The sequence below is a fragment of the Stenotrophomonas sp. ATCM1_4 genome (assembly GCF_004348115.1).
GTDB classification, from domain to species: domain Bacteria; phylum Pseudomonadota; class Gammaproteobacteria; order Xanthomonadales; family Xanthomonadaceae; genus Stenotrophomonas; species Stenotrophomonas capsici.
On sequence record NZ_QPFB01000001.1, the window covers coordinates 1672499 to 1688204 of the forward strand.

4 protein-coding genes are annotated in these 15706 nt (G+C 66.7%); all 4 read right to left on the bottom strand.

Features of this window, described 5'->3' with window-relative positions:
• Positions 1–9: 9 nt before the first annotated feature.
• Positions 10–3390 (bottom strand): hypothetical protein, encoded by a 3381-nt coding sequence (locus ATCM_RS19085; protein ID WP_165931152.1) that lies wholly within the window; start codon positions 3388–3390, stop codon positions 10–12.
• The gene (locus ATCM_RS07850; RefSeq protein ID WP_132863968.1) at positions 3387–12239 is read right to left on the bottom strand and encodes an SdrD B-like domain-containing protein; all 8853 of its coding nucleotides are present in this window, start codon (positions 12237–12239) and stop codon (positions 3387–3389) included. Before ATCM_RS07850 ends, ATCM_RS19085 begins: the two co-directional genes overlap by 4 nt.
• A 330-nt stretch (positions 12240–12569) precedes the next feature.
• Positions 12570–13304, bottom strand: a complete 735-nt coding sequence (locus ATCM_RS07855) for a winged helix-turn-helix domain-containing protein (RefSeq protein WP_132863969.1) — start codon at positions 13302–13304, stop codon at positions 12570–12572.
• A gap of 149 nt (positions 13305–13453) precedes the next feature.
• Positions 13454–15598 carry a S46 family peptidase gene (locus ATCM_RS07860; RefSeq protein ID WP_132863971.1) on the bottom strand — a complete coding sequence of 715 codons (2145 nt, stop codon included), beginning with the start codon at positions 15596–15598 and terminating at the stop codon, positions 13454–13456.
• Positions 15599–15706: the final 108 nt, after the last annotated feature.

The following is a 15706-nucleotide window of genomic DNA, read 5'->3' on the forward strand; positions in this document are numbered from 1 at the left end:
GTGTCATCCTCAGCGGGCCGGATCGCGGTAACGAACCGGGTCCCGACGGAAAAGATCTTCATCGAACTTGAAGCGCAGGCGCAGGAACGCACCCTGCTGCGTGTACTCGTAACCGTTGAGGTCGCTGTCGCCTTCGAAGCCGGTCCAGTTGTAACCGGCCGACAACCACAGGTTCTGGCGCAACAAGCGGCCCACTTCCAGACCGTAGGCGTACTGGTTGGCACCGTACTGCCCACGGAAGGTGGAACCCAGCACACCGATGTCCCAGTTCTCGGTGATGTCGTAGACCACGCGGCCGGACACCAGCACGGCATTGAAGCTGCTGTTGACGCGGCCACCGTCGCTGTAGGCGAACTGGTCGCGCTGCCACTTGCCGGCGATGCGGCCGGTCAGCCACCACGGACGCGACGGGTGCCAGTCGGCATGCGCCGAGACGATATGCGCGCGGGTGCGCACGTCCTGGCTGGTGCCATCCACCACCTCACCGTCGAGCAGGGTCAGGCCGCTTTCGTCGCGCTCGAGCTTGTACTCGTAGCGCATCAGCGCGTTGACCCGGTTGCGGTCGGTGTCGCGGTAGGCCAGGCCAAGCTGGAAGCGATCCTGCAGCACGTCACCACGGTCTTCGTAGTTGGTGGCCAGCAGGTAGTTGCGACCCAGCAGCGTCCAGTCGCGGCTCAACTTGCGCGCCACCATGAACTGCAGCAGCGTGGTGTTGAAGGCCTCGTTGGCAGTGGTGCCCGGCACGTCCTCGGAGATGCGGTGTTCACCACGGATGGCGCCGCGCCACAGCGGATTGGCGGTGTAGTCCAACGCCAGCGCCAGGCCGGTGCTGTCGCCGGTATCACCGGCCACCACGTTCACCCGTTCGATCGAGCTGCTCAGGCGCAGGCCCTGGGCGATGTCCCAGTTGTTGCGGATGCCCGAGGCCGCCTGCACGTCACGGCCGCTGATCGAGTCACGCATGCGGTACTCGGAGAAGGCCTGCGTGTCGCGGATGTAACTGCTGTCGATACCGAACACCAGCGCATCGGCCTCGCGGTCGGTGGTGGTGATGCCATAGGCGCTGGTCAGGCCGGTCTGCTTTTCGTAGCGACCGTACAGGCGGCTGCGCTCGAACACCTGGTAGTCCACGCCCGCGGCAACGCGGTTGCGGTCTTCACCGCTGACGCTCTGTTCGTACTCGGCACCGCCACTGAACTTGTCGCTGAAGCGGTAACCCAGGCCGATGCGTGCGCTGTCCGATTCCAGCTTGGTACCCACCGGCAGGTCGCTGGTGATCGGGCTGCCGCTCGAGGAACCGTTGATGACCATCAGGCCGGTGGCCGGGTCCAGTGCCTGCTGGCCGTAGCCCAGCGCACCGCCGCCGCCACCCGTGGCGAAGCCACCGGTCAGTCCGCCGGTCTGCCCGAACGGCGCACCGGACGACCACGGCGAGGTGACGCCGATGGTCTCGCGGATGCTGCGCAGGCCAAAGTCCACGGTCAGACGCTCGGTGGCACCGATGCGCACGCCTGCACCGCCAGCGTCACGCTTACCGCCATCCGGATTGCGGTCTTCGCTACGCATCCCTTCGACGTACAGCTCCAGGCGCGGGCCCACGGCGTAGGCCATGCGGGCGCTGTACTCGCCACGGCCGCCGTACAACGGCGAGGCGGCGTTGTTGAACTCCGGATCGGTGCGTGCGGCGAACAGGCGGGCGTCGAACTTGCCGCCGTCATGGGCGAATTCCACGCGCCATGCATCGCCTTCCACCTCGCCCACCACGTCCTTCAACCCCTGCGAGGTGACCTGGTTGAGCGAGTTGGTGTTGACCTCGCTGCGGGTGCGGGCGAACTCGGCGACCAGCATCGTGTTCTCACCGAAGCGGTAACCGGCGTTGACGCTGCCCATCTTGAACTCGGCGTACGGGTTGCGGTCTTCCACCGCCGAGGCGCCCACTTCGAGCTTGTCGGTCAGCTTGAACTGGCCATCGGCGCCCACCACCCAGAACTTCTCGGTCTGCTGGTCCAGTTCATAGGTGATGCGCAGCGACACCGGGTTGAGGTCGCTGTCGAACGAGGGCAGGAACTGGTTGAGCAGGATGCGGCCGGAGAACGGCTCGAAGCTGTAGTCCACCAGCCGCGCCAGCGGCTTCACCGAAACGATGCGCGTGGGCTGGTTGCGGTCGCGCACGATCATTTCCACGCGCTCGCTGCCTTCCAGCACGGCGTTGTTGCGCAACGCGTACGGGCCGCTGCCCTGGCTGCGGAACTCCTCGATGATCTGTCGCAGCGAATCTTCGATGGCGAATACGTTGGTACGCACGCGCTCGCTTTCGAAGTGCCAGCCCAGGCCGGTGGCGGTACGGTTGTAGGTGCTCAGGCTGCGCTGCGGGATCGGGCCGCTGCCACCGATGCCACTGGTGGTGGCCAGCGTGTCGCCGGTCTGGAAATCGCCGTACAGCAGGTAGCTGCGCTTGTTGTCGATGCGCACGTACAGGCGTTCGGCCGAACGTGCATCGAAGCCGCGCAGCGACGAGTCGCCGTACACCGGGTAGAACTCTTCCGGCTGGATGTCACGCAGCAGACGGCCCCGCACATCCTTGTCCGAATCGTAGGCGGCGGTGAGCAGGTACTCACCCTTGATCTGGCCCTTGACGAAGAACGCGGTGCGCGCGGCGGCATTGGCCTTGCCGTTGTTGAACGTCTTCTCCCAGCGACGGATGTCACGGTCGAAGGCGTCGTTGTACTGCACCGGCGAGATCAGGCTGGCGTTGGACTTGTTGCGGAAATTGACGATGCCTTCAATCAGGCCGGTCGCCAGCAGCTCGCGCATTTCCGGCAGGAAGCCGATGGTGCCTTCGGCGGTCTGGCCGCCGGCGGTGATGCGCAACAGCACATCCTGCGGATCATGCGGCGCGACCAGGTCGAACTCGGCCACGCCGTTTTCCACTTCCACCTGTACGCCCGGCATCACTTTGTCGGCATCGGCCGCGCCCGGACCGAATTCATCGGTGCGCGAGCCCGGCAGACGCAGGCGGCCACCGCTGTTTTCGATGGTGGCGTAGCTCTTGCCGGCCAACGGCTTGCCGTCGGCACCGAGCAGGCGCACGGTGATATGCACCGGCGTCTGGCCATCGGCCGGGATGCCGTCGCGGTCCACTTCCACCGACACGCGGTCCACGCCGACGTTGCCGCTGTAGTCGGCCTGGCCCGAACGGGCAGCCACGACTTCCGGCGGCGTATCGGTGGTGACCAGCGAGCGCGGATACAACGTGGTGGCATCACCCAACACCGGCGTGAAGCGCGAGCTAGTACCCACGTTCTGTGCCATGACCGGCAGTGCGGCGGTGGCCAGCGCGCAGGCCAGCAGACTCATGCGCGGCATCTTGCGCAGGCAATGACGGCTCATGGCTGCACCTCCTGCGAAGCGGATGCCGAGGGCGGGTTGGGTCGCGGATGCACGATCGGTCTCTGGTTGGCCGAGTCCGTGGCCTGCTGCGGCGCACGGGCGGGCTTGCTTTCAAAACGCAGCGGCGACTGGCCGGTTTCGGTTTCCGGCGCACGCACCTCGCCCTGGGTACGACGGGCCTTGACCTGTTCCAGCAGCGGGTTGGAGCAGCTGCCTTCGATGAAGTCGGCGCGATGCAGCTCGCCGTTCTTCAGGTCCAGGAACAGGCTGTCGGCATCGCCTAGGTTGCGGTTGCTGCTGGTGGTCAGGCGCGAGCCGGCCGGCAGGGTGGACGGATCCACCTTCAGCGTGTGGCTCTGCGGGGTCAGGCCGCAGTAGCTGTACTTGCCTTCCGAATCGGAGATCACCCAGGTGCCGTTGGAGAAGTACAGACGCACGCCCGGGATGCCCAGCTCTTCGTTGTCCTGCACGTGGTTGTTGTTGCAGTCCACGAACACCTTGCCCAGCACGCAGGCTTCCTCGGTGAACACACCACCGGTGACGCGCACGCGGTACTGCGCCTGGTTGGACGGCACCGAGCCCGGCACCGGCGTCATCGAACCCGGATCGATACAGCCACCGGTGATCGAGCAGCCATGGGCCTGCGCGCGGTTGATGCCATCGCCCTGCTGCGCACCGACGCCGACGCGCACGCGGTAGGTCAGCACCAACTGCTGGCCGACGTTGATCGGGCCCAGGTTGAAGCCCAGGCGCGGGCCCGGCTTGCCGAACGGCTCATCCAGCGCGCGGCCGCCGACACGGGCGGTGCCATCGATGTAGGTGAAGCCACGCGGCAGCGTATCGACGATGTTCACCGTCGCCATCGCACTGCCGGAGGTCTGGCGCACGGTGATGCTGTACTGCACGGTGTCACCGATCTCGGCGGTCTGGCGGTCACCGGTCTTGGTGATGACCAGTCCGGTACCGGCGGAGGTGTCCAACGGCAGGTGGTTGTGGACGATGCCGGCGGTTGCCGAACCGGCAAACACGGTCAGCCAGTACTGGGTGGGCGTGCCCACCGCACCGGTCGGCGCATCAGCCTGCGGCTGCACCAGGTGGCTGGTGCCGGCTGCGCCCAGCGGCGACAGCGAACCTTCCTGCGGCGGAATCAGCGACGACACGAACTGGTAGCCACCCGGCGGCGTCACCGTCAGCTGGAACTCGCAACGTGCCGGCGCGGCAGGGCCGAACATGAACTGGTAGTAGCCGCTCGTACCCACGGTCATCGACACCGCGTTGCCTTCCACGCGGTAGCCACCGGCACCGGCGTTGAGGATGGCGGTCTTCGGGTCGTAGCCGTTGCACACGCCCACCGGGGTCAGGGTCACGATGGAGCCCGGCACCGGATCACGGGTGATGGCGTCGTAGACCACGCCCGACGGATCCACCGGCAGGCTCTGCTGCGGCAGATGCTGGCCGGCTTCGAGCACGACCTGCAGCTGGCTGGTGCCGTTCTCGGTGATACGGCAGGCGCTGCTGCTGCCATCGCTGATGGCACGCGTGGCGTCACAGGACACGCCCATGCCACCGGCGGTTTCCTGGTTCACCGGCCACGCCCACAACACGCCCGACGCAGGGTCACGGAACTGGATGTTCCACTTTATGCCCGGCACCACGTCGCCGAAGCGGTAGCTCCCGTCCACGGCGGTGGTGGTGGTCTTGGCAACCTGGCCGGTCGCCGCATCCAGCAGTTCCACGATCCACGACTGCAGGCGCGTATCGCCGCTGTCGAGGAAGGCATCGTCGCTGCCGATGTCGTACCACACGGTACCGCCGACCGATGCGGACAGCTGTACCTGGTTGGGCACGCGGCACACGTTCTGGGTGATGGCCGCATCGCACACCGGCAACTGGGTCACGTCGCCTTCGAACGTGTTGCGCTCGGTGGTGGTCGGGGTGCGGAACTCGTTCTCACCGCCGCCTTCCACCAGCACGGCGTTGTTGACGGTGCCGGCCTGCGCGGCCTCGGCGGTGACGTTCACCTTGACGGTGATGTCCGAGGTGGAGGTTGCACCGGCGTTGACCACTTCCGAACTGCGGCATTCAAAGCGGGCATCGCCCACCGCGCCGGAGCAGGTCCAACCATTGCCGGACGGAACTTCCGCCAGGTTCAGGCCAGCCGGCAGGCGGTCCTTGACGATGTACTCGCCCGTGGATGCCTGCTGCCCGCCATTGCGCACGCGGATGGTGTACGTGGCGACGTTGTTGACGGTGAACTTCACCGTGTTGGACGACTTGCTCACCAGCATGTCCGGCGAATCGCCGATCTCGCCGAAGTTGTTGTCCACCGACTTGTCGCCCGGCTTGAGCACGATGCCGGTGATCTCCGAGGTGGTCGTCGACGGATTGCCGCCCGTGCCGCCCGTGCTGCCGGCGGTGGTCTTGCCGTTGAGCGTTTCAGCCGGCTGGTTCGGTTCGGTCACCACATAGGTGCCCGGACGCAGGTTTTCGAAGGTGTACTTGCCGTTGGCGTCGGTGGTGGTGGTCAGCGTGACCGGGTTGCCCAGGTCGTCGGTGCCGGTCAACTCGACGGTGACGTTGGCAAAGCCGCCTTCCTCAGGCTGGCGGATACCGTCGTCGTTGCTGTCGTTGTAGACGTTGCCGGAAATGCTGGCCGCCGGCACTTCGCCGAAGTTGTTCTCGACCGACACCTGGCCCACGCCAACGGTGATCGTGCCGATGAACGACGGGTTCTGCGCGGTGGCGCTGCCTTCGGCCGAGCCGTTGCCCATCGGCGTGCCGCCGATGTTGCCCGGCTTGGTCTTGCCGTCATTGGTGCCGGCCGGCTGCTGCTTCTCCACCACCTTGTATTCGCCCGGGGGCAGGTTGAGGAAGCTGTAGCTGCCATCGGCACCGGTGGTGACGGTGATCGGGGTGATCGGGTTGCCGTTGATGTCGGTGCCGGTCAGTTCCATTTCGACGCCGGCAATACCGTCCTCGCCCGGATCGACCACGCCGTCATTGTTGGCATCCATCCACACCTTGCCGGTGATGCCGCTGTTGGTCGGCACCTCGGCGAACAGGTTGTCGCTGGAGAAATCACCCGGGCGGGTCAGGTCGATGTTGGTGATCTTGCTCGACTCCGGTGCCGCACCATTGCTGGCGGTACCGCTGTTGCCCTTGGTGCTGTCCAGCTGGCCTGCCGTGGTCTTGCCCTGCGCGGTGCCGGCCGGCTGGGTCGGCTCGATCAGGGTATAGGTGCCCGGACGCAGGCCTTCGAAGCTGAAGGTTCCGTCGGCGTTGGTCTGCAACGGCAAGTCAACCGGGTTGCCCAGGTCGTCGGTACCGGTCAGACGGATATCCACGCCACCGATGCCAGCGTCGCCCGCTTCCTTCACGCCATTGTTGTTGAGGTCGAAGAACACCACGCCCGAGGCGGACACCGGCAGGATCTCGCCGAAGTGGTTGTCCACCGACTTGCCGCCGGCATTCAACACCACGCCGGTGATGGCACTGGGGGTGGCGCGCACGGTCGTGGCCACACCGGCGACGCCGTCGATGACGGTACCGGCGGTAGTGATGCCATTGAGCGTGGTGACCGGGGTGCCGCCGGCCGGGGTGTAAACCGGCTGCGCCACCTGCTGGGTGACGATGTAGTCACCGGCCGGCAGGTCGATGAAGGCATAGCTGCCGTCGGCGGCGGTATTCAGCACCGACACGGTGTTGCCCAGCACATCGACCACCGGCTGGCCGTCACGACGGCTCAGGGTGACCTGCACGTTGCCCAGGCCGGGATCGCTGACGGTGTGACCGTCATTGGCCTGGTCCAGGTACACGCGACCGGACAGCGAGGCGGCCAGTTCGCCGAAGTTGTTGCCGGCCGAACCGGTCGGCGGCAGCTGCGGGATATGAATGACGTTGGAGGGGTTCTCCTTGCCATCCTTCAGGCCGGTCGGCTGGGTCTCGGTGATGGTGTACTCGTGGCCGGCGATCAGGCCCGGCACGCTGTAGTCGCCATTGGCGTCGGTGGTGCCGGTCCACACCACGGCGCCACTGGAATCGGTGACGGTGATGGTCACGCCCGGAATGCCCGGTTCGTTGCCGTTCTGGAGGCCGCTGTCGTCACGGTCCAGGTAGACCTTGCCGGACAGCACGGTGGTCAGGTTCTCACCGAAGTTGAACTCGGTGCCGTTGCCGGCGACCAGCTTGATGCCGCTGATGCGGTCCTCGCTGCCGGTGGTGCTTGCCGTGCAGGCGGCGGCGCACAGCACGCCACCGATCTTGCCCGGGTTGACCGCCAGCGGCTGGTTCACCAGGCCGGCCGGCGTGGCCGGCAGTGGCTCGCTCAACTCGTAGGTCTTGCCGGCGGTCAGGCCGGTGAACTGGTAGAAGCCCTGGGCATCGGTGGTCGCGGTCAGGGTACGGCCGGTCTCCACTTCCAGCAGGTTGACGGTGGCCTGGCCGATGCGGGCATCGGCGCTGCCCAGGACGTTGTTGTTGTCCTGGTCGATGTACACGTAGCCGGACAGGGTGCGCTCGGCCGGCTCCGGGAAGTCGAACTGCACGCCCGTACCGCCAGCGCCCAGCACCACGCCGCCGATCACGCTGGTGGTGGCGGTGTTGCTGGTGGTGTAGCTGCCGCTGACATTGTTGCTGGTGCCGTTGCGCACCGTACGCGGGGTGTTCGGCTGCGGCGCGCCATTGGCGGCATAGCCGCTCGGCTGGGTCTGGGTGATGGTGTAGCCGGCCGCGTCGGACGGCGCCAGGTGAGTGAACTGGTAGTCACCGGCGGCATCGGTGGTGGCCTCCAGCAGCACGGTGTTGCCGTACAGGTCCACGCCGCTCAGGGTCACCTTGACCCCGGCGATGCCGGTGTCGCCGCTGTCCTGGTCACCGTTGTCGTTGTCATCGGCGAACACACGCCCGCCCAGGCTGGCGTTCTGCACCTGCGTGGTCGAGGTCTTCTCGTTGTTGGTTGGCACCAGGTCCACCGAGGTCGGTTCGTCGTTGTCGTCACGACCCGGTTCGATGCTGGCCTTGTTGGTGTGGTTGGTCGGCGCATAGGCACCGGTGAACACGCCCGGCACGGTGCGCGCCCACAGGGTCAGCATCAGCGTGTTCGCGCTGCCCGACGGGAAGCTGCCGCCCAGGTCGCAGGTCACGGCCTGCTGTTGGGTCATCGCGGTGATCGACGCCGGGCCTGCGGACAGGTAGCAGACGTTGTCGGTGCCGGCGGCCGGCTTGCTGGCCACGGTGTTCACGCTGCCCGACAGCGTGGCGGCGCTGCCGCTGTTGACGGTGACGGTCAGCGGATGGGCGGCGTCATGCACCCACTCGAAGCCGGCCGGCAGGGTGTCGGTGACGCGCATCTTCTCCACGCGGCTGCCCAGCGCGTTGCGCACCACGATGTCGTAGCGGATCGGCTGGCCCACATCGACCGGACCAGCGGTCACGGTGGTCTTGCTTGCCACTTCCAGATCGGCCGACGGGAAGAGCACGTCGTTGACCTGCTCCAGGTTGTTGCCGGCATCGCCTGCGTCGGCGCTGCACTTGCCCTGGCTTTCGTAATTGGTGGTCTCGTCGCCGCACACGTAGGCGATGTTGTTGAACAGCACCGGCTGGCTGGAATCACCGGCGATGGTGAACAGCACATCGAACGCCACCATGTGTTCCTTGTCCAGGCGGTTCAGCGCCGGCACGGAATTCAGCAGGCAGACCAGTTCCGCGCCCTGCTGGCTGCAGGTCACATCGACGTCGGTCTTGTAGACATAGCCACTCACCGGCGCACCGGTGTTGACGTTCTCGATGCGGTCGAAGGTAGCGGTGAAGCCCGCCGGTGCGGTAATCCGGTCACGGACCTCCACATTCTCGGCCTGCGACGGCCCCAGGTTGAAGGTGCTCAGGCGGTAGCGCAGCTGGTCGCCGACCACGAAGGTGTTGCGGCCGTTCGGATAGACCTGGGTCTTCTTCTGCTGCAGGTCGATGGTCGGCACGCGGACCTCGAAGGTCACGTCGGCACTGTTGTTGCTGTTGGAAGCGGCGTCGTCGCAGCTGGTCGAGGCGCCCGGCAGCCACTGGCAGACAGCGCCGAGGCTGGCGACCGACGCCTGGTTGGTGACCGACGGATAGACCACGCCACCGGCAGCGACCTGCAGGTTGGCCGGCTTCTTGACGCGTGCGCTGATCGTCACCGTCTCGGTGGTCTGCGCGGCGATCGCGCCGCGGCTGTTGACGCAGGAGATGGCGCCGGTGGCCTTGTTGCTGGCCGAGCAGTCCAGCATGCTGCCGGACGGCACGGTCACGTCGATGATCTCGTAGGTGGCACCGGCCATCGTCGCCGTCCCGGTCGGGAGGGCGTCGGTGATGTGGAAGTCGTTCTGCGGCGCCTCGTCCGGGCCGTGGTTGCGCGCGGTCAGGGTGAAGGAGATCGGCTCGCCGATCAGCACCGTGCCGCTCGGGGTGACGGTCTTGCTGGTCATCCGGTAGTCGGTGCGCGGCAGGACCTTCACCGCCGCCGAGTCGGAGTACAGGCCATCGGCGCGCAGGCTCGACAGCACCGCGTTGGGCGAGGTCAGCGTTGCGGTGTTGGTCAGATCGCTGCCGCCGCTGGTGGACTGCAGCGGACGATCCACCGCCAGCACCACTTCGATCTCGGTGCCCGGTGCCACATTGCTGAACGTACAGGTCTGGTTGCGCGCACCGGACCCCAGCGCGGGACAGCTGACGGCACCTGCGCTACCGCTGATCGCGGCCGCCGACAGCACCCGCACCTGGCCCTTGAACACCGAGGTGTTGAGCACGCCCGGCACGTTGTCGGTGAGGTTCAGGGTCGGGATGGTCTTCTGGTTGGGCTTGTCCGTGGTGCTCGGGGTGGACACCAGGATCTTCCAGTACACCGTCTCGGCGGCGCCGGACAGGGTCGGGGCGTCGGCCACGTCGTCGTGCCAGGTGATCTGGTCGACCGAGGAGTCCTTGCGGATGTTGACCCAGGCCGTGTCATTGATGACGTCGGTCAGGTTCAGGCCGGTGCCGGCGGTGGCGCAGTCATTGGTGGCACTGCGGTCGGCCGGCTGCGCGGCGTCGGCCGCGTTGACACCCAGCTGGCCCAGCGCGGTGATGCCGGTGCAGGCACGGTTGGACAGGTTCAACTGGCCGACGATCGCGGTGGCGCGGGTCTGGAACGACAACGGCAGGCTGCCGCCGCGCGCGACCGTGCCGGTACCGGTGGTCTTGCAGGTCACCTGGGTGGTGAAGGCAGCAGAGATGCCGGTCGGCGGGCTCACGTTGCGCTGGACCGTGCACTCCCAGCCCGGGGTGACGTTCGCCAACCCGTTCACACCGTAGCTGGCGTCCATTTCCTCCGGGCGCATGTAATCAACCACGTACAGCGGCTGCGCCGGCGTGTAGCTGGCCGCGCTGGTGCTGTTCATGCCATTGCTGACCGAGAACGAGGAGGTGATCGGCGCGCCGGGGCTGACCGGGCCACTGGACGGGTTCTTCGTCTTGGTCAGGCCGATGTCGGTGTAGGGCTCGTTGATCTGGTACGGCGCGAGCACGCTGTTGTTGGCTTCGTTCCAGTCCTTCAGCGCGGCCGGCGGCGTGGCCACGACCGGGAAGCGCCCGTCGGTGCCGGTCTGCGGCATCGTCAGCGGAATGGTGAAGGGCTTGCTGCTGCCGGAAGCGACCACGCCGGCATCGCAGGTCACCAGCGTGCCGGGATACACGGTGCCGGAGACGGTCAGCTGCTGGCCGGCCTCCAGGCTGCAGCCCGCCGGCAGGGTGCCGATGACGAAGCCGTCGGGAACGATGGTGCTCACGGTGCCACCGGCCGTGCTGGTCTGCGGGCCGTTGTTCTTGTAGGTCAGCACCAGGTTCTGCGCGGTGCCCACTTCCAGCGGCTGCGACGGGAAGCTCACCAGCGCTTCGATGTCCGTGCCCAGCACGATGTTGTAGCTGGCGCTGTCGGAGTTGTCGTTCGGGTCCGCGTCGAAGTAGTTGTCGTTCGCGGTGGCGATGGTCGCGTTGTTGGTGTGCGTGCCCAGGCCGTTGGTACGCAGGGTTACCGTGACCTTGGCGGCGTCGAGCTGGGCCAGGCTCATGGGGCCGTTGTAGGTACAGCTGAACGCACGGGCGCTGTTGGCCTGGGCCACGGTCTCGCACACGGCGCTGTTGGCCGGTGAGGGGGTGATGGCGGTGACCACGTTGGCGGTGTCGGTCGGCAGCTGGTCGGTGATGACGATGCGCGCGCCGCTGGGCAGTGCGCTGCCACCGGAGGCGATGCGCGGATGCAGCTCGAACGTGGCGGTGCCGCCGGTCGCGCCCTGGCCGTTGTCCGGCGTGATCAGGGTCTTCTCGACCTGCAGGTTGCCGGTCTCACGGACGGTGGTGGTGCCGGTCGCAGGCGTCGCGCTGTTACTCGAGGTCGCGGTCAGGTTGAAGCTGCCCAGCTGGCGCGCGCGGATGCTGAAACCCACCGAACCGCTCGGGGCAGTGGCGGTGTTGCCCGGGGCGACCGGGCACGACACGGTACGGGTGGCAGCCGTGTACACGCAGTCGCTGGCGCTGGGCGATGCCGGCGGCACGAAGTCCACGGTGGGCGGCAGCACTACCGAGATGTTGGTCTGGGTCGCGTCGGTGGCGGTGCGCAGCCAGCTGATGGTCAGCGGTGTGTCGATGCTCTCGCCCATGTTCGGCGGCAGATTCACGTTCTGCGGCACGACCGTGGCAAATGCGGCCGCAGGCAGCAGGCCCAGCACCAGTGCCGCTGTGGCACGGGCGATGGGCGCGTACCACGGCGAGCGGCCATGTCCATGATGACTACCGGCGGTATCACCCGCACGGACCGTGTACTGCTGAAGTTGTTTTTTCACCGGAGAGCCTCTGCAAGCGCGCGCTCGGGCTGCCCGTCCAGGCAGTCCGTTTGGTTTCGTTGAGCTTCGAAACAGCGACCCGCCCCAAAACGGGTCGCAATTCAGCACCGTGAGGTGCGTGTGACGGCGCGGATTCTCACTGCGCTCTTACGCGGAAACAGTGCCGCCGCATGACGGATACTTTCACTTCCTCACATCACACAAATAATGTGATCTGGCTCACATCACCATCATCTTGTTTTCACAGGGAAATCACGGTGCATCCGCGGAACTCGGCTGAATGCGCGAAATTTCAAATTCGTGAATTTATTCTGAACGAAATTTATACATTCAGACCGTCAAGCGGTAGCCACTTCCCCGTACTGCGCGGATCGGCAGGGTATGGCCGGTGGCCATCCGCACGCGGTTGCGCAGCCGGTGCACGAGCACTTCGATGCGGTGCGGGTCGAAGCTCCAGGGCTGGTCGGTCAGGGCTTCGATCAGGCGCTCACGCGCCACCGTCTCAGAGGGAGACGAGAACAACAGGGACAGAAACGCCCGTTCTGCTTCGGTCAGGGCCAGCAGGCTGCCCCCCGGCGCGCGCAGGTCCCAGGCATCGGATTCCAGCATCCAGCCCTGTTCCGGCAGGCGGGCGGCACTGGCCTCCACCACCTGCGCCGGCTCGCCGGGCAGGCGACGACGCAGGCTGTACAGCTTGGCCGCCAGCACGTTGGACGAGGGCCGCTGCGGCAGGCAGGCGTCGGCGCCGGCCCACAGGCCTTCGGCCACCGCCTCGGGGGTGGCCGGGTCGACCAGCAGGACCACGCCGAGGTCATCGCGACGGCGCAGGTGGGCGACGGTGCTGGCCACGTCCTCGCGGATCTGCGAGGTGTCGATCAGCACGATGTCGCACGGCACGATGGCCAGCTCGCGGTACAGCGCGTCGATGCTGTCCAGCGCATGCACCTGCGCGCCATGCCAGACCAGCGGCTGCACCACATCCAGGCTGCCGACGATCCATATCCGCAGTGGCGCCAGGGCCAGCTCCCGCTCGACGCCCACCATGATGTTGTCCTGTTGCTGCACCGATCACTCCTGTTCGAAGGCATACCATTGCCTACGTATGTCGGATTCTAGCCCAGCGTAATACCAGTTACGGGAGGGTACATGTGTCAGAAGATTAAACAGTAACGGGGCCCGTAGGCCCCGTTACAGTTCTGCCGGTGCGGCCGGGCTTACTGCGCCGGCACGCCCATCTCCTGCAGCAGCGCCGGTGCCGGGTAGACCTTGGCCAGCAGCCAGCGCAGGTAGCGCATGTCCACGTGCACGGCACGCTTGTAGCGCGGGTCGAACCACCAGCTGGCGCTGACCGACTCCCAGTTGGAATCGAAGTTCAGGCCGATCAGCTCGCCCTTGGCATTGAGCACCGGCGAACCGGAGTTGCCGCCGGTGGTGTCCAGGTTGGTCAGGAAGTTGACCGTCTGCGTCTTCAGCGCCGGGTCCGCGGTACTGCCGAAGTCACCCTTGGCGATGGCCGCCAGCAGCGGCTTGGGCGCATCGAACGGCACCGTGTTGGTGTTCTTCTCGACGATGCCGGCCACCGTGGTCACCGGCGAATAGCTGACCGCGTCGCGCGGGTGCAGCGCCTCGACCTTGCCGTAGCTGATGCGCAGCGTGCTGTTGGCATCCGGGTAAACCGCCCGGCCCTGCTTTGCACGCCAATCGAACAGGGCCTGCATGTACGAAGGCCGCAGGCGCAGCTGCTCACCCTCGCGCTCCTTGCTTTCACGCTCGGCATTGAGCTGCGCCATCACCAGCGCCGACGCCACCGACACCAGCGCGTCGCCCTCGATGAATCCCCCCTTGCGCGCCGATTCAAAGCGCGACAGGCGCTGCGCCTCGTCGCCCAGGCGGGTCTGCGCATAGATCTCGTCCAGGTGCCGGGCCAGCTCTGCCGGGGTGCGGCCGAACAGGTTGTCGTAGTGCGCGTCGCGCTGTGCATCGGGCAGCTGCTGGTAACGGGTCAACAGCGCGGTGAGGATGGCCTTCTCCACCGTCGGGTCGTAGCGACGCTGCACCTGCTTGAGCACGCCTTCGATCAGCGCCTGGTCGCGCTGCTGGTAACCGCTCTCGCGCTCGGCGTCGGGCTTGGCCGACTCGATGCGCAGGCGCTCGAGCAGCATGGCCGAGCGCAGCAGCTGGGTCTGGCTGGACATCAGCGTCACCAGGAACTCGCTGGCACCGGCCTGCTCACCGGCCGCCAGCGAGGCGAACAGCGCATCGATGTCGGCGTTGTACTTGCGGTCGGTGGCGGCCAGCATCGCCTGCTCGTCCTGCGCACGCTGGGTCTTGGCATCGCTGCGCAGCAGCCCTTCCAGCTCGCCGGCGGCGCGCTTGCGGTTGTTCTTCAGCGACTGCAGCTGCGAGGCGTAGCGCGTGCGTGCATCGGCATTGTCCTTGCCGATCGCCTCGATGGTGTCGATCAGCTGCTGGAACACCGCCACGCGGCGCGGCAGCACCGTATCGATCTGGTTGGCGAACTCGGCGGCGGTGCGCAGCCGGTAGGTGGTGCCCGGGTAACCGGCCAGCATCGCGTAGTCGCCTTCCTTCGGCCCGTCCAGCGACATCGTCAGGTGTGCCGGCGGGTGGTACGGCACGTTGTCCTTGCTGTACGGCGCCGGCTTGCCGTCCTTGCCCACGTAGGCACGCAGCAGGGTGAAGTCACCGGTATGGCGCGGCCACATGAAGTTGTCGATCTCGTCGCCGTAGTTGCCGATCGCGCGCGGCGGCGCATAGACCAGGCGGATGTCGGTCAGCTCCAGCTGGCGGATGCGGTAGAAGTCGCTGCCGTAGTACATGTTGGCCACCGAGCAGCGCACGCCGCTTTCGGCCTCGCAGTCGGCGACGATGCGCTTGCGCGCATTCTCCACCGCATCGTAGTAGGCGCGGCCGGTCTTGCCGCGTGCGTCCTTGAGCACGTCATCGGTGACCTTGTCGAAGCCCACCGTCACCAGCACGCGGTAATCCGGGTTGGCGGCGCGCTCATCGGCACGGCCCTGGGCGATGAAGCCCTCGTCGATGATGTTGTGTTCCTTGCTGGCGTTGTACTGGATCACGCCATAAGCCACGTGGTGGTTGGTCAGCAGCAGGCCGTCGCCGGAGACGAACGAGCCGGTGCCGCCACCGACCCGCACCACCGCGCTCAGCGGCGGCGCGGTGACGTCGGCCAGTTCGGCCGGATTGCCCTTGAACCCCGCGTCCTTCAGCGTGTCGGCCAGGTCAGGCAGCTGCGTCGGCATCCACATGCCTTCGTTGGCATGGGCGGCGGTGGCCAGGGACATGCCCAGCGCCAGGGCGGCGGCAAGCGGTTTGCGGGTCATGGGTACTCCAGCGGAATGCAGAACAGGGCCAGACAGTAGCCGTGCCAGCCAACAGCGGCAACCGCCAGCGGTCATGGTCGGCGCCCCGATGCCAGCGCCGGCATGCAG

Coding starts and splice junctions, on each gene's coding strand:
- ATCM_RS07860 (WP_132863971.1), bottom strand. CDS start 15,598: ATGACCCGCAAACCGCTTGCCGCCGCCCTGGCGCTGGGCATGTCCCTG.
- ATCM_RS19085 (WP_165931152.1), bottom strand. CDS start 3,390: ATGAGCCGTCATTGCCTGCGCAAGATGCCGCGCATGAGTCTGCTGGCC.